16 protein-coding genes are annotated in these 17,828 nt (G+C 64.5%); 4 read left to right on the forward strand and 12 right to left on the reverse strand.

The window, feature by feature from the left end; all coding sequences use genetic code 11:
* Nucleotides 1-3 precede the first annotated feature (3 nt).
* The 3 genes from RB623_RS11775 to RB623_RS11785 form a co-directional block, all read right to left on the reverse strand.
* The gene (locus RB623_RS11775) at nt 4-1,905 is read right to left on the reverse strand and encodes an ABC transporter substrate-binding protein (protein WP_308057004.1); all 1,902 of its coding nucleotides are present in this window, start codon (nt 1,903-1,905) and stop codon (nt 4-6) included.
* Nucleotides 1,902-3,809 (reverse strand): ABC transporter ATP-binding protein, encoded by a 1,908-nt coding sequence (locus RB623_RS11780; protein WP_308057005.1) that lies wholly within the window; start codon nt 3,807-3,809, stop codon nt 1,902-1,904. The genes RB623_RS11775 and RB623_RS11780 overlap by 4 nt, the downstream gene beginning before the upstream one ends.
* A gap of 193 nt (nt 3,810-4,002) precedes the next feature.
* Nucleotides 4,003-4,464 (reverse strand): nuclear transport factor 2 family protein, encoded by a 462-nt coding sequence (locus RB623_RS11785; protein ID WP_308057006.1) that lies wholly within the window; start codon nt 4,462-4,464, stop codon nt 4,003-4,005.
* Between the two features lie 325 nt (nt 4,465-4,789).
* Between RB623_RS11785 and RB623_RS11790 the strand changes: the two genes are divergently transcribed.
* Nucleotides 4,790-5,686, forward strand: coding sequence for a DNA alkylation repair protein (locus RB623_RS11790; RefSeq protein WP_308057007.1), 897 nt, complete (start codon nt 4,790-4,792; stop codon nt 5,684-5,686).
* Between the two features lie 60 nt (nt 5,687-5,746).
* Here RB623_RS11790 and RB623_RS11795 read toward each other — a convergent pair whose 3' ends face one another.
* Genes RB623_RS11795 through RB623_RS11810 form a run of 4 tightly spaced genes read right to left on the reverse strand, consistent with a single transcriptional unit; the run spans nt 5,747 to nt 10,092 of the window.
* Nucleotides 5,747-6,691 carry a polysaccharide lyase gene (locus tag RB623_RS11795; RefSeq protein ID WP_308057008.1) on the reverse strand — a complete coding sequence of 315 codons (945 nt, stop codon included), beginning with the start codon at nt 6,689-6,691 and terminating at the stop codon, nt 5,747-5,749.
* Between the two features lie 17 nt (nt 6,692-6,708).
* On the reverse strand, nt 6,709-8,055 hold the full coding sequence (locus tag RB623_RS11800; protein ID WP_308057009.1) for an adenylate/guanylate cyclase domain-containing protein: 1,347 nt from the start codon (nt 8,053-8,055) through the stop codon (nt 6,709-6,711).
* Between the two features lie 13 nt (nt 8,056-8,068).
* Nucleotides 8,069-8,851 carry an FkbM family methyltransferase gene (locus RB623_RS11805; RefSeq protein ID WP_308057010.1) on the reverse strand — a complete coding sequence of 261 codons (783 nt, stop codon included), beginning with the start codon at nt 8,849-8,851 and terminating at the stop codon, nt 8,069-8,071.
* 20 nt (nt 8,852-8,871) lie between these two features.
* Complete coding sequence (locus RB623_RS11810) at nt 8,872-10,092, reverse strand: DUF3095 domain-containing protein (protein WP_308057011.1); 1,221 nt, start codon at nt 10,090-10,092, stop codon at nt 8,872-8,874.
* A gap of 98 nt (nt 10,093-10,190) precedes the next feature.
* Here RB623_RS11810 and RB623_RS11815 point away from each other — a divergent pair, with 98 nt between their 5' ends.
* Together RB623_RS11815 and RB623_RS11820 are read left to right on the forward strand one after the other, a co-directional pair.
* Complete coding sequence (locus RB623_RS11815) at nt 10,191-11,270, forward strand: glycosyltransferase family 4 protein (protein WP_308057012.1); 1,080 nt, start codon at nt 10,191-10,193, stop codon at nt 11,268-11,270.
* A complete protein-coding gene (locus RB623_RS11820) occupies nt 11,267-12,010 on the forward strand; it encodes a polysaccharide deacetylase family protein (RefSeq protein ID WP_308057013.1) in 744 nt (247 codons plus the stop codon). The genes RB623_RS11815 and RB623_RS11820 overlap by 4 nt, the downstream gene beginning before the upstream one ends.
* Before the next feature lie 84 nt (nt 12,011-12,094).
* Here the strand turns inward: RB623_RS11820 and RB623_RS11825 are convergent, their stop codons facing one another.
* The 3 genes from RB623_RS11825 to RB623_RS11835 are packed head-to-tail and all read right to left on the reverse strand — an operon-like array spanning nt 12,095 to nt 16,364.
* Entirely contained in the window at nt 12,095-13,120 is a 1,026-nt protein-coding gene (locus RB623_RS11825; protein ID WP_308057014.1) for an MBL fold metallo-hydrolase, read from the reverse strand.
* A gap of 25 nt (nt 13,121-13,145) precedes the next feature.
* Nucleotides 13,146-13,610 (reverse strand): cyclic nucleotide-binding domain-containing protein, encoded by a 465-nt coding sequence (locus RB623_RS11830; RefSeq protein WP_308057015.1) that lies wholly within the window; start codon nt 13,608-13,610, stop codon nt 13,146-13,148.
* Between the two features lie 39 nt (nt 13,611-13,649).
* Nucleotides 13,650-16,364 carry an ABC transporter ATP-binding protein gene (locus RB623_RS11835; RefSeq protein ID WP_308057016.1) on the reverse strand — a complete coding sequence of 905 codons (2,715 nt, stop codon included), beginning with the start codon at nt 16,362-16,364 and terminating at the stop codon, nt 13,650-13,652.
* Between the two features lie 156 nt (nt 16,365-16,520).
* On the opposite strand from RB623_RS11835, the gene RB623_RS11840 reads away from it, so the two are divergent.
* A complete protein-coding gene (locus RB623_RS11840; protein WP_308057017.1) occupies nt 16,521-17,192 on the forward strand; it encodes a class I SAM-dependent methyltransferase in 672 nt (223 codons plus the stop codon).
* 35 nt (nt 17,193-17,227) lie between these two features.
* On the opposite strand, the gene RB623_RS11845 is transcribed toward RB623_RS11840, so the two are convergent.
* Together RB623_RS11845 and RB623_RS11850 are read right to left on the reverse strand one after the other, a co-directional pair.
* Nucleotides 17,228-17,512 carry a type II toxin-antitoxin system RelE/ParE family toxin gene (locus RB623_RS11845; RefSeq protein WP_308057018.1) on the reverse strand — a complete coding sequence of 95 codons (285 nt, stop codon included), beginning with the start codon at nt 17,510-17,512 and terminating at the stop codon, nt 17,228-17,230.
* Nucleotides 17,512-17,790: a type II toxin-antitoxin system ParD family antitoxin gene (locus RB623_RS11850; protein WP_308057019.1), complete on the reverse strand. Its 279-nt coding sequence runs from the start codon at nt 17,788-17,790 to the stop codon at nt 17,512-17,514. Before RB623_RS11850 ends, RB623_RS11845 begins: the two co-directional genes overlap by 1 nt.
* Nucleotides 17,791-17,828: the final 38 nt, after the last annotated feature.

Here is a 17,828-nt window from a genome sequence, read left to right on the forward strand (position 1 = left end):
GGATCAGGCTTCCTCGAGCCAGAAGGTATCGGGCTTGTAGACGCCGAGGTAAGAGGTCGGGTCGAAGCCGTAGAGGCCCTCGTCAGGCAAATTGCGCAGCCTGGAGGATCGCAGGATCGGCTGCAGCGTCTGATTGACCGTGCCGATCGAAAATAGATTGTCGGTGTATAGCTTCAGCATCTGGCCCCAGACGGACGCGCGCTCGTCCATAGTGGCGGAGGCTCTCCATTGTCGCAGCAGCCGGACCAGTTCCACGGCCTCCGGCATGTCCGGAGCCGTACCCTGCTCGCCCCCGGTCACGTAATGGACGCCCCAGAGCGGCCATTGCAGTTCGTCCTCGGCGGTCGGCGCCAACTGGTCCGGGCTCATGTCGGCCGTCGCAACTCCATTGTCCATGCCGGACCACAGCGACAGCATGATCTGGCCCGCCAGCGCGCGGCTGCGGAAGATGTCGCGCTGCGAGGTGCGGATGAACACCGCAAGCCCGACCTTCAGCCAGTGGTCGGTGATGAGTTCGAGCACGTCGGTCTCCAGCGTGCTCTCGCCGGCCGTCTCGATGATTAGCTGCGCCGAGCGGCCGTCCGGCAGGATGCGGATGCCGTCGTCGTCGCGCTTGTCGAGCCCCATCTCGTCGAGCAACGCATTGGCCTTGTCCGGGTCGAAGCCGGCCCATGCCTCCGCAAATTCAGGCCTGTAGAGGCGGCTCACCGGAAGCAGGGTATCGGCGCTCGGCGTCGCCAGGCCGAAGAAGCAGGCCATGTTGATCTCGTGGCGGTTCATCGCCACAGACAGGGCACGGCGGAAGCGCACGTCGCGCAGGATAGTCCGCCAGACCTCGTCGCCATAGTTGAGGTTCGGCAGAATGGCGAAACGCGAGCCCTGGATCTTCTTCCACAGGGTCACCTTCACGGGATAGCGGCTCTCGGAGTCCTTGAGGAAGGTATAGTCGGCGAAGTCGATGCCGGTCGCCTGCAGGTCGCTCTCGCCGGCGCCTGTCTTGGCCGGAATGATCGCCGAGGAACTGACATTCATCACGAACTTGTCGATGTAGGGGAGCTGCAGGCCGTTCTCATCGACGCGGTGGTAATAGGGGTTGCGCTCGAACACGAATTGCTCGGCCGGTGGCGCCGTCCGGTTGCACCACGGGTCGAGCATCGGCAGATCCGGGTTCTCCGGCCGGTAGGTGCGCGACATCTTGATGTGCAGGCCGCTCCATTTCTTGGCCTTGTTCTTTTTGATCAGCTCCTTGAGCTTGTCCTCGTCCTGGTATTTCTTGTGGAACTGCTTCAGATAGTGGGCGGGCAGGGCGAGGTTGATCGGCTGCGCCGAAGCGAGGCTCGGCAGGAAATCCGGGTTGGGTCCTTCCCAGGTGTAGCGGACGGTCAGCGGGTCGACGATCTCGAACTCCGGCGGCTCGCCGTTGACGCGCATGGCGATCGGCACGCCGCCCGGCGTCAGGTCCTCGTCGCCGATGACGTCTTCCCAGCAGTAGCGGAAATCCTCGGTCGACAGCGGCGTGCCGTCGGACCATTTGTGCCCCTCGCGCAGCTTGAAGGTGAAGATGCGCTCCTCTGCGATCTCGTAGCTTTCGAGGACGTCAGCCTCGAACTCCAGCTTCGAATTGTAGCCGATCATCCGGGTGTAGCCGTAGATGGTCATCAGCCTTATGTCGCGCTGGCCGCCGACGATGGTGCGCACGGTGCCGCCGTGGCGTCCCGGCAAGCCGCCGAGCCCGACCACGTTGATGACCCGCGGCGTTTTCGGCAGCCGGTCGGCCAGGCTCGGCAATTTTCCGGCGTCGATGTCGGCGCGTAGAACCTCCGGTTCGTGGCCGGCCGCATGCGCGGTGCTCGGCACGAGGGTGGCAGCCATCAGCCCCAATGCGGTGCGACGCGTGATCCTCATGCCACAAGTTCCCTCGCATCGACGGTGCGCCGCGCCAGCACGAGATGTCCGCCGCCGAGATCGGTCGGCGAAAGCGCGTCCTCCTCTCCGTTGCTCCTGAATTGCGGCCCCCAGGCGCTCTGGTCGGACGCGCCGGATATGTGCAGCGTCTCGAAGTCCAGCGGCCGGTCGAGATCCGGGAACGGCACCGCCGCCAGAAGCGAGCGGGTGTAGGGATGCACCGGCCGCTCCATCAGCGTCTCGCAAGGGGCGAGTTCGACGATGCGGCCCCCGCACATCACCGCGATGCGGTCGGCCATGTAGTCCACCACCGCGAGATTGTGGGAGATGAACAGATAGGTGAGACCAAGCTCCTTCTGCAGGTCTTTCAAGAGGTTGAGGATCTGCGCCTGCACCGACACGTCGAGCGCCGACACCGGTTCGTCGCAGATCAAGAGTTCCGGGCCGAGCGCGAGCGCGCGCGCGATGCCGATGCGCTGGCGCTGGCCGCCCGAGAAGGAATGCGGGTAGCGGTTCAGCGCCCGCTCGTCGAGGCCGATGGCCTTCAACAGCGCGATCACCCTTTGCAGGCGTGAGGCCGGATCGCCGCGCTCGTGGATCTCCAGCGGCTCGCTCAATATGTTCTGCACGGTCATGCGCGGCGACAGCGACGACACCGGATCCTGGAACACCATCTGGATGCGGGTGCGCGCGGTGCGCAGCGCCTCGCCCTCGGCCTTCAGCAGATCGACCGGTCCGTCGGCGCTGTTGAACATCACCGAACCCGAATCCGGCGTGACGGCGCGCATCAGGATCTTGCTGACGGTCGTCTTGCCGCAGCCGCTTTCGCCGACCAGCCCCAGGCATTCGCCGCGCTTGATGTCGAAGCTGACGCCGTCGACAGCCTTGACCGGCTTGTCGCCGCCCTTGCCGAACCAGCCGGAACTGCGCGTCGTGTAGGATTTTACCAGGCCGCGGGCCGAAAGCAGGGCCTCCGGCTTGCCTTCCGTCGACACTTTCTTGGCGTCGCCGAGCAGTTTGGAGACGTTTACCGGCACCTCGCGCAAGGCCTTCAGCCGCTCGCCGGGTTTCATGTCGAAATGCGGCACCGCCGCCATCAGCCCCTTCAGGTAGGGATGCGCCGGGCGGCGAAAAATGTCCTGCACCGTACCGGCTTCCATGATCTCGCCGTGGTAGATGACCACCACTTCGTCGGCGACGTTGGCGACCACGCCGAGATCGTGGGTGATCAGCAGCATCGCCATGTCGAGGCGCTCCTGCAGGTCGCGCAGCAGGTGCAGGATCTGCGCCTGGATAGTGACGTCGAGCGCCGTCGTCGGTTCGTCGGCGATCAACAGGGCAGGGCGGCACACCAGCGCCATGGCGATCATGGCGCGCTGGCGCAGGCCGCCCGACAGTTCGAACGGGTACATGCCGTAGGCGCGCGCCGGGTTGGGGAAGCCGACCAGGCCCAGCATCTCGATGGTACGCGCCTTGATCTCGGCGGAATCGAGGTCGGAATGGATTTGCAAGGACTCGTCGATCTGATTGCCGATCGTATGCAGCGGCGACAGCGAGGTCATCGGTTCCTGAAAAATCTTGCCGATGCGGCTGCCGCGCAGGTCGCGAATCTCCTTGCCATCGCGCGGCAATTGCAGGATGTCGGTGGATTTTCCCGTCTTCGGGTCGTTGAACAGGATCGAGCCCTTCACCCGCGCCGTGGTCGGCAGGATGCCCATAACAGCCTGGCTGATGACCGACTTGCCCGAGCCGGACTCGCCGACCAGCGCGGTCACCTTGCCCGGCAGCACGCGGAAATTGGCGTTGCGCACCGCATGCACGGGCCCGCCGACAATGGCGAACGAAATCCCCAGATTCTCGATCCGGAGAAGATCGTTGCGTAGATTCTGCTTGGCCGCTCCCATTGGTCTTTCGACTTCCCCACTAAGCCAGTCTTATCCCCTTTGGCGCGACACTAGCCGACCGCAGGTGAACTGCCTAGTGCGGTTATCAACGCTTTGACTCACCTCTATGACGAACAAGAATCGGCCGGCGAATTGATGCCGGCCGCAAGCGGAACCTAGGATTTTTCGACGTTGTCGGAATCCCACGGCGGGGTCACGTGTTGAGCCAGGGATAGCGCGCCGTATCCTTTCCGGCGTAGTCCGGGTCGAGATAGATGAAGCAGCGCTGGATCTTCCAGTCGCGGATCTCGAACACGTCGCACCAGCGTCCGGCCTGCCATTCCGGCAGCCCGGCGCGCCACGATCCGTCCTGGTGCTCGCCATGGCTGGTGCCCTCGCAGGCGAGCAGGTCGCCGCCCGAGAAGATCCAGTTGAAATGCGAATAGTGGTGGACGATCGACTTCAACGTGCCGCCGACGTCACCGAACATTTTTCCGATCTGCTCCTTGCCGGTGGCGAGGCCCCATTTCGGGAAATAGACCTGCGCGTCCTCGGCGAAGAGATCGAGGATCGAGCCACCGGTCGAGGTGACGCCGCCATTGTCGAAGGCCTTCAGATATTCGATTGCGACGGATTTCCTCTGTTCGTCGGTTATCGTCTGGGTGGTCAGTGCCATGGTTGTCCTCCCTGGGATTTGTTCCTTGCCTGCCGCTCGCGCGCCGGGCCGCGCGATTGCGCGCTGCCGCGGCCGGTTTCCTCCATGTCGGCCGTTCCGCCGGACAAGAATGTCCCGCCCTTCCGGATACGGGGGCCGGTGCGCACCTTCTGTCAAGAGCGGGACGTTCGGTGGTTTTGCCGCCACGCCCCCTGCGCTATGATGGGTTGCTGGTCCTAGAGCGAGACGAGATGATGTCCGGTCATTCTGTTTCTCGTTTGGCGAGGCGATCCGCGAGGATGGTCGCGAAGGTCGATGTGGTTCATCGACCGAGCGGCCTGACGAAGTGGGCGCCCACCAAACGGAAACCCGGAGGGCCGGGCCGGTTTGGGCCAAATCCATCGGGCTTCGTCTTGTCCGGGCCACCAGCCCGGCCTGCGACGAAGCCCTCGACCTTGGCCCAAGCCGTCGCCGGCAGAATGACCGGGAATCATCTCATCTCGCTCTAAAGGCCCGCAACCCCCGATGGGCCAAACGAAAGGAACGTGACGAAGGGAGCATCATGTCGACGGATACAGCAATCAAGGACATTCTGGGCGAGCTCGCCGCATTGGAAGATCCGAGAATGCGCGAGGTCAATGAACGACATGGCGACGATCACGGCGTCAACCTCAGCCATCTTCGTTCTCTCGCCAAACGGCTGAAGACCCAGCACGACCTGGCGCTGCAGCTCTGGACCACAGGCAACACCGCCGCGCGCCTGCTGGCAACGCTTGTGTGCCGGCCGAAGGCTTTCTCCGCCGCGGAACTCGACGCGATGATCCGCGACATCAGCGCACCGAAACTGCTCGACTGGTTCATCGTCAACGTGGTGAAGCCCGGCCGCCATGCCGAGGAACTGCGTTTGCGCTGGAAAGACGGCAGCGACCTCGTCGGCCGCGCCGGCTGGGCCCTGACGACCGACAGGGTCGTCAGGAATGCCCGAGACCTCGATCTCGATGCGCTGCTCGACCAGATCGAGACGGAGATGAAACAGGCGCCCGAGCAGAAACAATGGACGATGAACCATTGTCTCGCCGAGATCGGCATTCGTCATCCGCAACACCGCAAGCGGGCGATCGCCATCGGCGAGCGGCTGAAGGTCCATATCGACTATCCGGCATCGCCTGGCTGCACGCCGCCCTACGCGCCAATGTGGATCGCCGAGATGGTTCGCCGGCGCGAAGAGACGCCGGCCCGATAGATGTCTCGCACGGATGCCGGACAGCGATAGCTGGACGTTCGGAGGTCGGGGGCGGCCGCTTTACAGCGCCGGGCAGCCGCCGCCGGCCAGCACGTCGGCGCAGTTGGGCGAGCGCCGGAAATCGTCGTAGTAGAGCGTCCACTCGGTCGTATGCGCGGCGCGGTACGGCCCGAACTTGAAATACTGGTTCTCGCCCAGCCCCTTGTCGGCGTGGCCGATCTGGCCCTTGACCGTGACGACTGGCTTGCCGTTGGCGAAGATCTCGATGTGGCCGGAGCCGTCAGGGCCGGGCTTCGTGTAGATGGCGAAGTCGATCCAGCCGGAATCGGCGGTTGGCAGCTTGTTGCCGTGATCGATGACCCGAATGGCGTCGGTGCAGCCGGCGTAGATCGCGCCGTCCGCGGGCGTCCAGCCGGCCTCGGTGGCGACAAGCGCCCGCATCTGGTTGGTCTCGGGCCTGAGCCAGACCGGCGTCGATCCGGATGCGCATGCCTCCGCCGAGCCGTTCGAAGCTGGCTGTGCCTTCGGCTCGATATAGTTGGTCTCGACGGTGGCAAAGAGCTTGCCGTTGCGCAGGCGCAGCGCCAGGAACGGGCTGAAGTCGCCCTCCGCCCCGGCGTCGATCTCGCGCTTCCACTGGGCGATCAGGTAGCGGTGGTCGTCCTGCGGGATCGGGTCGGCGAATTTCACGGCAAAACCGTACCAGACGCCCTCATCGTAGGGCACGCGCAGCTTGGTCTTTTCCCAGATCTCGGCGCGCTCGCTGCAGCCGTCGCTGTCGGCTCCGCAAAGCGGCTTGATGCTGAGTTTGAGCGCGCCCGTACCGCTGCGCTTCACCTCGCTCTGGAATTCCACCTTGCCGGCGCTCTGCTCGTAGTTCTCGCGATAGTAGAGCCCGCCGCCTTCGGCGAAATCCGGCCCGTCGAGGCTGTCGCGAAGAACGGTCGATCCGGGGTCGGCGTTGACGGGAGCAGCCAGGCACAGGGTTGCCGCGATAGTCGCCATCCGGATCGATCCAAATCTCACTGCACAGCCTTTCCGTTGCCGGGATCCATGCCGGGTCGCCCGTCGTCCCGCAAGAGCAGCATCAACTGCTCGGCATCCGAGACTCCGTCGTAGCTGATTTCGACCGCCGCGTCCTCATCCAGTTCCGCGATGTCGGTGGCGTCGGGGTGAAGGATGGTCAACTTCTCCTTCACGCCGCGCAGTTTCTCGCGCCCGAGCGTGATCCAGCCGCCGCCGCAATAGGACGCGAATTCCTCGCTGGCGATGACGTTGTGCGGATACTTCTTCGTGAGCGTCTGCAGCCGCTGCACCTCGTTGACCGCCGAGCCGAAGGCCGAGAAAGTCAGGCGGTCGTTCAGGCCGACATTGCCGAACATGACATTGCCGACATGCAGGCCGACGCCGTAGCCGATGTCGGAAAGGCCCTGGCGCTTGCGGTCCTCGTTGAGCGCGCCCATGCGCGCGGTCGCCTTGAAGGCCGCCGCGAGCGCGGCCCGGCAGGCGATCTCCGACGGCTCGCGGTGGCGGTCACAGGGATAGACGGCGATGAAGCCGTCGCCGAGGAAGCTGAGGATCTGGCCGCCGCGGCGGTTGAAGGGAGCGGCGATGGCGTCGAAGAAGCGGTTCAGCGTCTCGATATAGGCCTCGCGGCCCTCCTGCTCTGCAAGCATGGTCGAGCCGCGCATGTCGGCCATCACCAACGCGGCGCGGATCGTGTCGCCTTGGCCGCGCCTGATGTTGCCGCTGAGCACGCGCTTTCCCGCGTCGTTGCCGAGATAGGTGGTGAGCATGTTGTCGGCGAGGCGGTTCAGCACCGCCATCTTGGCCGCCACCGCGAGGTGGTTCTGGACGCGCAGCAGCGCTGCGATCATGTTCTCGCTGAAACCCGCCGGTGCGTCGGTCGACCAGGAGCCCATCATCCCCTGGTCCTTGCCGGAATTGAACAGGTGCCGGAAGGCCATATAGTCGGTGATGCCCAATTCCTTGAGATCGTCGAAGATGGGGAACTCGGACGGGCCGGAATAATCGATGCGCCGGCGCAGGTGGTCGAGCTTGTTGGAGAGCAGGTAGAAATACGGGCTGCGAGTGAAACGCTCCGAGCGCTGTCCCGGTTTCTGCCGAAAGCCTTCGACGCGCATGCCCGCGCCGCGCTCCCAGGTGAAGCCAAGCGCATCGTAGAGCGGATGCAGCATCGAGAAGGAGAGATGCACGCGGGCGATCGGCATGCCGGCGGCGGCGAGCCGTTCGCAGAAGCCGCGGACCATGGTTTCGAGATCGTCGCCCGCGAGCGAGGAATGAGTGAGCCAGTCGGCGACCCTGTCCATCAGGATCGTGGACACATCGGTAGACGCGCCGTTCGTCATCCGGATTCTCCGGTTATCGCTTCTGTTCGAAAAGGAAATCCGCGCCTCGGGGGACGACGCGGAAGACGATTCCGAAGACAATATAGGAGACGAGTCCCGGGTATTTAACCAGCCAAGGACCGGAAAAATGGTTTCCGAAGAGTCGGCCGAGCTTCCAGGTTGCATAGGCCGTTTTCAGCCGGCGCACCAGCCGGTTGCCGACGAGGCTTTTTTCGAGGAGTTGCGGATGCACGGCTAGCTGCAGGGCGCGCACCGGATAGGTCTTCAGCCGCCCGAGCGTTGGAGCCAGTGCGTATTCGTAGCCCTCGATGTCGATCTTGACGAAGGCCGGGGACCCGGCCGCGCCTGCCATGATCTCGTCGAGGCGGAGGCCCTTCGCCTCGGCGCTTTCGCCGCCGCCCATGTCCAGGATGCTCGTTTCCGAACTGCCGAAGCCATCGACCGCATGGATCATCACCGCCGGCCGGTCCGACAGCGCGCCCTGCAGCACCGTCACGTTCGCACAGCCGGCCGCAAGTCCTTCGAGGATCGCGATGCATTTCGGGTCGGGATCGACGGCCACCACTGACTTGGCGATTTGCGCGCCGTAAAAGCTGGTCACGCCGATCCACGCGCCGATGTCGATCATCACGGTGTCGCGGTCGAGATAGCGCGACAGCGCTTGCAGTGTGCGCGGCTCCCATTGGCCGGCAGACAGCTTTGCATAGAACTTCCGATACTCCGGCAGGTCGGCGAGTTGCACCATGTGGCCGGCATAGCGCACGCCGATGGTCTTCAGGCCGCAGGACCCGTGCACGCTGTGTCCCAATTCGGCCTCTACCTGCTTGCCGCGTCGCGCGTTGCGGCCCCGGTCGCGGCCAGGTTCGCCAGGCCGGGAGCAACCGCCTTGGCCTTGAGGCTGGCGGCCGCCATTGCGTAGCCGCCGGCCGCGCCGTCGACGAAATGGATGTGGTCATGCTCCATCGGCGTGACGACGATGCAGGTCATCAGCGCCGAATTCTGCCGGTGCAGGCCGTAGCGGCATATGCCGGCCTCTTCCGCTTGCCTGAGCCGCTGCTCCACCAGGGCGAGGCGCGCCGCGTCGAGGTCGACGGTCATCTTCAGTCCGTCGTCGAATTTCCGGAAATCGGAGTTTTCCGAGACCTCCCGGACGTAGCGTCGCGCATTGAACCGGCCGAGGCTCCATCCGGTGGCGAAAAGCACTTTGATCAGCAGCATCTGGCCGAGAATCGAGAGTTTCGGCCAGAGCCGCTTGCCCTTGGGCGCCAGTGCGCTGGCTTCCGCCTGGAGCCCTTTCGGCGGAACGCTGAAGGAAAGCGCGGCCGGCTGCGCGGGGTGGCCGCCGTTGCCGTCCTCGCCGACAATGGCGACGATGTCGCGGACCAGTTGCTGGAATTCGGCCATCCTGCCGCCCGGCGCGGGCACGGCGATGATCGAAACGATGTCGCCGCGCTGCGCCTCGATAGGGTTCCAGCGGCAGGAGAGCCCGGTAAGGTCGGGCCGGGTCCCGCTCGGCGCTGCCGGGATGGCGTAGCGGCCCGCCTTCATCTCGGCCTCCGCCCAACTCGTGCCGCCGCCGAGGAACATGGCATAGGAGACGTTGTCGCTGGCTCGGAACATCGCGACGCGGACGTCGAGCCCGCGGTCGCGGATTTCCTTCATCGGCACCAATGCCGCCCGCAAGGTGAGATCGAGTTCGTCCGCCACCCAGGCTTGCGTCGCGGCAAGCGCGGACTTCGCCGCGGCGACGGCCCGGTCCGGAAACGCCACCACGGCGCCGTCGCCGCCGAACACGAATGGCAGGTCGCGGCGGCCGATGGCGTTGAGCAGCGCCGAGATGGCGCTCGCGCCGGCCATGTTCACCGACTTGTAGCGGCCGGCCTGAATCGCCTTGGTCGAGCCGACGATGTCGGTGGTCGCCAGCGACCAGTCGTCGGGCAGCGGGCGGTAGTTCTTGGCGTCCACCACCTCTTCGAACCGCGAAAAGGCGGGAATGCTCGCGAAGAACGCGTCGTCGATGGCGAGGCTGCTGTCCATTGCGCTTTTCCTAGCATACTTCCTTTCATATGGATGCGGCGAGCCGTTTCGTCCCGTCCAAATTGACTTGGGCGCGGGCAGCGGCATAGGCATGCTTGATGCGCATCGCCTTCCACGCCCCGATGAAGCCGCCTGACCATCCGGTGCCGTCCGGCGACCGCCTGATGGCGCGGCTGCTGATGCAGGCAATGCGCCTTGCTGGACATACGGTTTTTCTGGCGTCGAGGTTTCGCGGCTTTGCAAAGACGCCGGAAGATTTTCAGGCCAGGCAGGCTGAGGGCGAGGCGGAAGCCGCGCGCATCGCTGCCGAATGGCAGGCGGGACCGATGCCGGACCTGTTCTTTTGCTACCATACCTATTTCAAGGCACCTGACTATCTCGGCCCGCCTTTGGCCGAAACCTTCGGCATTCCCTACGTCACCGCCGAGGCGTCCTACACGCTGAGCCGTGATGCCGGATCGTGGGCCGGGGCGCAGGCCGTGGTCAGGCGCGGCCTGCAGCAGGCGGCACTAAACCTTTGCTTCACCGGGCGCGACCGCGAGGGATTGCTGAGCGTCGTCGGCGCGGAGCGGCTCGCCATGCTGCCGCCCTTCATCGACACGTCACTGTTTACGTCCTCGGCAGTTGGATCGATACCGCCTCGGCTGGTCACCGTCGCGATGATGCGGGTGGGCGACAAGCTCGACAGCTACCGCCTGCTTGCCTCGGCGCTGGTATCGTGCACCGACCTGCCGTGGCGGCTGGCGATCGTCGGCGACGGTCCCTGCCGCGACGAGGTGCGGGAGATGTTTTCCGCCATCGATCCCGCTCGCCTCGAATGGCTGGGCGAAAAGCAGCCGGAAGAGGTTCCGGCCATCCTCGCCGCCAGCGACATCTATGTCTGGCCCGGTTTCGGCGAGGCGTTCGGGCTTGCCTATCTGGAGGCGCAGGCGGCCGGCCTGCCTGTCGTGGCGATGGCGACCGCCGGCGTGCCGGAGGTCGTGCGCGATGGCGAGACCGGCCTGCTGACGCCGCATGGCGACGTCGCCGCGCTTGCCGCGGCGATCCGAACGCTGCTCCATGATGCCGTGCGCCGCCAGTCTTTGGGTGCCGCGGCGCGTCGTTTCGTACTCGGCGAGCGCTCGCTGGAAAAAGCCGCCGCGACGCTGAAAATCTTGCTTGCGAGGTTCGAGCCATGAATGACGCGACCTGGCAGCCGTTGAAGGAGGCGCTCGCCCGCTGGCGCGGCGCGGGGCGAAAACCGTCCTTCTGGTTGCGCGACGACGACGCCGTCGAGCCGACGCCCGCCCTCGACCGTCTGGTCGCCGTTGCGGAGCGTTTCGACATACCGCTCGGCCTGGCCGTCATCCCAAAACACGCACGTCCGGGCCTGGCGCGGCATCTGGCGGAAAAGCGCCACGTCACCGCGCTTGTGCATGGCTGGTCGCATGACAATTTCGCGCCGCCGGGCGCGAAGAAGCAGGAACTTGGCCTGCATCGGCCCGCCGACATGGTTCTCGCCGATCTCGGCCGGGCCCTGCGCCGGATCGAAAAGCTGTTCGAAGCGCAGTCGGCGCCGCTGCTCGTGCCGCCGTGGAACCGCATCGACGCCGCGTTGCCGCCGGCGCTCGGCGCCCTCGGCTATCGCGGCCTGTCGGTCTTCGGCAGATCGAAGCCGGCGCCGCTGCGCATCATCAACACCAGCGTCGACATCATCGACTGGCACGGCACGCGCGGTTGTCGCGATCCTGGCGTGCTTGTCGAGGAGATCGTCGCCCAACTGGATGCGGGGCTGGCCGATCCGTCGCTGCCGGCGATCGGGCTCTTGACGCATCATCTCGTCCATGACGAGGCGGCATGGGATTTCATGCTGCGACTGTTCGAGGCGACGGCGCATGATGGGCGCTGGCACTCGATTGAGGAACTGCTGGAGGCGTGATCACTGACGGCGGGGCCGGTTCAACGCTCGCCGTCAGGTGGGCGTGGGCGCATCGGTGAGTGACGCCAGATGGTCGCGGGCATCTCAAGCCCGCTTCGCGACTTTCTGCTTCACCTTAAAACTGATCTGCTGGCCGTCGCGCGCCGCGAATGTCCCCGGAAACACCGCCTTGGCTTCCGCCTCGATCTTTTCGAGCGCGGCGTCGGTGCGGAAAGGGTCGTGGTGGAACAGCGCCAGCTTCTTCGCACCAGCCGCCTTGCAGAGCTTTATGCCTTCCTGCCAGGTCGAATGGCCAAAGCCGCGTTTCTTTACCATTTCCTGGTCGGTGTAGGTGGCGTCGTAGATTACCAGGTCGGCCTTGTCGATCAGCGCCAGGATGTTCTGGTCGAGTTCGCCCTCGACGTGTTCCGTGTCGCTGATCAGCGCCACCACCCGGCCGCCATATTCGACCCGGTAACCGATGCAGCCGCCCGGATGGTTGAGGCTGCCTGTCCTGACGGTCACGTCCGGCCAGGGCTTCAGCACGTCGCCGGATTTGAAGTCACGGGTCTCCAGCGTCGCCTGGCAAATGCCGATGGACACCGGGAACCACGGCGCGCGCATCAGTTCGTGCAGCATCTCGTGCGTCGACATGATGCCGTTCAGATGGCCCGACCAGACCTGCACGTTGATCGAGGGGACCCAGAGCGGCGAAAAGAACGGCAGGCCGAGCACGTGGTCATAGTGGAAGTGCGTGAAGAACAGGTGCACGTCGGTTGCGCCGGACTGCACGACCGAAAGGCCGGCCGGGCGTATGCCGCTGCCGGCGTCGAAGATCATCGTGTGGTCGCCGCAGCGCATCTCCACACAGGCGGTGTTGCCGCCAAAGCGCCGGAATTCCTTGCCGGCGACCGGGATGCTGCCGCGCGTGCCCCACAGCCTTACCCGGAACGCGCTGTCGGACTTCGGCTGCTCGCCGAGTTCGGCGGCTGCCTTCCTGCGCAGGATCTCGGTTATGTCCGGGACCACCTTGACCTTGAGCGCCTGCAGCGTCGGGCCGTCTAGGTTGGCGGCGGGTTTCACCGGCGCAAGTCCGACCTTCCGTCGGAAATCGGCGGGGCTGGTGTCCATGTCGGGACGAGGTTTTATGCTGGCGCTAGGAATTTGCTTGCCTCGCCTTGCTGCGGGCGGCCGTCAGCTCAGCCGTGGTATGGCTGAGGCGGTCCGCCAGGACCTTGACGATCTCCACCGTCATTTCCGGAAACTCGGTCAGCAGCCGCAGGAAATGATCCTTGCGGATGCGCAGCGCCTCCAGCGGTGTCGAGGCGCGAACCGTCGCGGTGCGCGATACGTCGCAGAGGATGGCGATCTCTCCGACGATTTCGTTGGGCTCCACCTCGGCGACCTTGATCTGGCCGGCGGCGGAATCGACGATGATGTCCGCCTTTCCGGACAGCACCACATAGGCTGCATCGCCTTCGTCGCCCTGATGAAACAGCGTCTGGCCCTCGCTGTACGAGACACGATCAGAGGTGAAGGCTAGCAGCTTCAGCTTCGCCGGTGCAACTCGGGAAAACAGCGGAACCTTCCGCAGCATTCCCACCTCGTCGTTCAGCAGCATGACCATTCACCCCGAAAGATCATCGCACAGCCTGGCCCTCTACGCCAACAACCGTGTGAAAGTACCGTTTTTCGTCGCCAGAGTCTCGTGCGTTCCATCTTCCACCAGCTCGCCTGCGTGGAAAACGATTACCCGTTCGAATAGATTTGCGAGATGCGGGTTCGGCAACACCCAGAGAATCGCCGGATCGCGTCCATCCCGTTTTGCCTCTTCGAGCACATTCTTCGTCACCACATCCTGCGAACGCTGGTCGAGTGCCGAGAGCGGGCGGTTGAAGATCAGGAAGTCGGCGCGTTTCAAGAGGGCGCGCGCCACATCCAGCTTCTGCCGCTGCGCTCCGGTGAGTCGGCGGCCGCCGACCCCGACGTTGAAATCCAGTCCGATGTCCAGAACCTCATCGTGCAGACCGAGCGTATCCAGAAGTTCGCGGACGAGCGAACGGATGCGTTCGGGACCGTCCGGCTGGTTGTGCGCGATGCGGCCGAACAGCACGTTGTCCATCAGCGTCGCGGCGGTCGTGTATTTCTGCGGGTCGTAACGTTCGATCGCACGTTCCAGTTCCTTCGGCAGGCCGTCGTAGAAGCGCTGCCGCGCAGTCACGATCTTGTCCATCAGCTCCTGCGTCAGCAGCCCGAAGCGGTGCCGCGGTTCGATATAGGCGAAGGAAAGCTTGATGATCTTGGCGCGTTCGTCGTCCGACGCGGCGTCGATTGGCCGGCCGCGCAGACGCTGCAGCAGTTGCGTGTATTCCGGAATGTCTTCCGCCGTCATGAAGGCGAGCTGCTGGAAGAAGGGGTGATCGGGTGGCAGGTCGGCGAACAGCTCGATGGCCTGGTCGGCGATCTGCAGGCCCATGCCGTAGAGTTCTTCGGCGAGCCCGTCCTGGATCAGGATGGAGCGGAAATAGGCGTTGCCCGCCAGTTCCTTGCCGGTCAGCTCCGACCCGTTCGCCGCGCCGAACAGAAGGTTCTCGCCGACGGTCGCCTGCATGTTGTAGGCGCCTGGCTCGAAGGATGCGACGAGGGCGCTCAGCCCCTCCTCGTCCAGCCGCTTGCGCAGCGCTTCGCGCAGTTCGACGATGCGCCCGGTGATCTCCGGGTGCAGCGCCGGCTCAACGCGGGAGCGCAAGCCGAGGTCGAGGATGTCGTGCGACAGCACGACCGCGTCCAGCACCGGCCGGATGGCATGATAGAGGTCTGCCGGACCCGTGGCGCCGGCGGAAGCGTAGTCGATCCAGTCGCTGTTGACGTCGTAATACGGGTTGCCGGCGCTTATGGCCTCGCCGATCGCCCAGCGGCGCTGGGCCGCCTTGGCGCCTTCATAGGTCACCTCCTTCAGCGGCGCGTGCTTCAGCCCGTAGAGCAGGTTGTCGCGCAGCGATCCCTGGAAAAGGTAGGCTTCGGAGGAGGCGTAGGCGATCCGCCGTCCAGTGACCGCCTCCGGCACGTCGAGCAGGTCGCTGCCGCAGGCGGTGATGCGGCCGGATTCCGGCCAGATCAGCCGGCTCAAGGCCTCGGCCAGCGCCTCGGCGCCGCTTGCGGCCGTGCCGACCACGGCGACCTTCTCGCCCGGATTGATCTGCACAGTCACGCGGTCCAGCAGTTTCGCGCCGCCGTCGTCGGTCAGCGACAGGTTGACTGTGCTCAGCGCGTCGCCGATCGGCTTGACGGGTTCGATGGTCAGCGTCTGCAGCTTCGGATCGAGGATGGTGTCGGCTGTGAACTGTTCCACCACCTGCGCGTATTTTACCTGCACGTCCTGGCGGTTCTGGTCCCAGTCGATCAGTTCCTTCAGCGGGCCGGGCAGGTCCTTGTAGGCGTTGATGACGGCGACGAGCTGGCCGATGTCGAGGCGGCCCTGCAGCGCGAACCAACCGCCGACCAGGTAGAACAGGAACGGCGTCACCTGGGCCAGGAAGTTGTTGATGAACTTGACCAGGAATTTCCACTGGTAAAGGTCGTAGCGGATCTTGAAGATCGTGCCGAGCCGGTCAGCGATGTCGGCACGTTCGTAGTTGGACGTGTCGTTGATGTGGATCGCGCCGATGCCGTCGACGATCTCGCCGACGCGGCCCGACAGCGCGCGCGCCGTCAGTTGCCGCTCGCGGCCGAGCCGGATCAGCCGCTTGCGCATCTGCGGGATGATGACCAACTGGATGCCGACGATCACCGCCGCGATCATGCCCAGCCAGAAGCTCTGCAGGATGATGAAGATCAGCGCCGTCAGCGCCTGGCCGCCGAGCTGGGCGGGGGTGACGAAGGCGTCGCCGATGAAGCCGCCCAGCGGCTCCACCTCGTCCTTGATCATGGTGGCGACTTCCGCCGCCTTGACCCGCTTGAAGTGACCGGGCGGGAAACGCAGCACGCGGTCGACCAGCTCGAAACGGATGCGGCGCAGCATGCGCTCGCCGAGCCGGCCCTTGTAGGTGTTGATGTAGAGCTTGAACACGCCGTTGACGATCACCAGCCCGAGGAAAACCAGGCTCAGGGCCACAAGCGTCTGGGTTCGATTGAGCTGGAAACCGTCGAACAGATGGAACGAGCCGAGGAACGGCACGGAGATGTCGATCGGCAGGAAGGGCTGCGTGGCCCCCGGTGTCTCGAAACCCTGGCCTTGGATCGGACCGTTGACGATCTGCTTGGGCAGGTCGAAGGACATGAAGTAGGGGATCATCGACAACGCGACGACGAAGAGGATCCAGAGTTGCTGCCGCCAGGTATGCGTCCAGATGTAGCGGGCGAGGCTTCTTTCCATTTGGGGTCAGCGAGCCTCGTGCCGGCGCGACCAGAAAAGCGGGCGGTCCGCATCGAAGTTGCCGGCCGCGAACAGTGACATGTGCAACTGCATGGATTCCGTCTGAAACGTCTTTAGATTGCTTCCCCGTCCGTGCCAGCCTACAACAGCCGCATCATGGACGCTACCCAGGCCCGCTACGCCGATGAAGATTGGCATGAACACGCTTTTGACCTTGCGCGCGGAATAGCCGCCTATTGCGGAAGCCCGCTCGTCAAGGGATTGTCGAGGGTCATTTCGCGCCACCCGGAAGCCGATATCGGCAACGCCTTCAACCACAAGCAGGTCGCCTGCAAGATGTGGGCACGCGACAGGCTTTTTGAAAGGGCCGGCGGCGTCTTCGGCGATATATGGGTCGTCGGCGGCTGGTACGGCGTGTTCGCGGGCATGCTTCTGGAGGATCCGCGCTTCAAGATCGGCCGCGTCGAAAACAGCGACATCGATCCGCAAGTTGGCGCCATCGCCGAGACGCTCAATCACGCGCATGCGGAACGGTTCCGGGCGGTGACCGCGGACATGTACAAGCTCGACTATGTCGGTCGGCGGCCCGACCTGGTCGTCAATACAAGCTGCGAGCACATTGCGGACCTCCGTTCATGGCTGTCGCTGATGCCGTCGGGTACGCGGGTGCTGCTGCAGTCCAACAACTATTTCGCCGAGCCGACCCACATCGCCTGCGTCGCCTGCCTCGAGGCGTTCGGCGCGCTGGCTGGGCTGTCGCACATCGACTTCGCCGGCGAACTGCCTATGAAGAAGTATACGCGCTACATGCTGATCGGGCGGGTGTGATAGAGCGGGGGGCTCTTGTCGGTCCGCCATGAAAATCAAAGCAAATCTTCCCACTGACGGGCGCCGTGGACGACACGGATTATTTCGACTCCGCCCTCAATTTCTCCATAGAGAATGAGGTAGTTACCGAAAGGCAACGACCGCAGGCCCGGGCGGATATCGAAACGTGCGACGCCCATTCGAGGCATCTCCCCGATTCTTCTGCATCGCTCGTAGACCTCTTCAAACCAGCCCTCTGCGGCGCGCCGATTGTCCTTGGCGATGTAGTGCGTGATCGCTTTGATGTCTGCCTTGGCTTCTGGGTGAAGGCGAAAGCTCATCAGCCGTGACGGCGAAAAATTTCCGCGTCCAGTTCACGGCGCAGTTCCGCGAAAACCTGTTCGCCGTCTATTGACGGTCCGCTCGCTATGCCGATGTCCCAGAGCCTGCCGATCTCCTCGATCGCACGCTGCCTTTCTAGCCGGCGCTGCTTCCAGTCGCGCAGGGCCTCGCGCATCACTTCGCTAGCAGAAGCATACTCGCCGGACTCGACCGCCTGACGCATCATGGCTGCCATTTCCGGGGTAACCGCTACGCTGATCTTTTCCACGTTCGACATTGGAGACCGCCATTCTGATGCCGTGGCTTGAAACCACT

Origin of the sequence: Mesorhizobium sp. LHD-90, assembly GCF_030929505.1 — a bacterium.
Classification (GTDB): Bacteria; Pseudomonadota; Alphaproteobacteria; order Rhizobiales; family Rhizobiaceae; genus Kumtagia.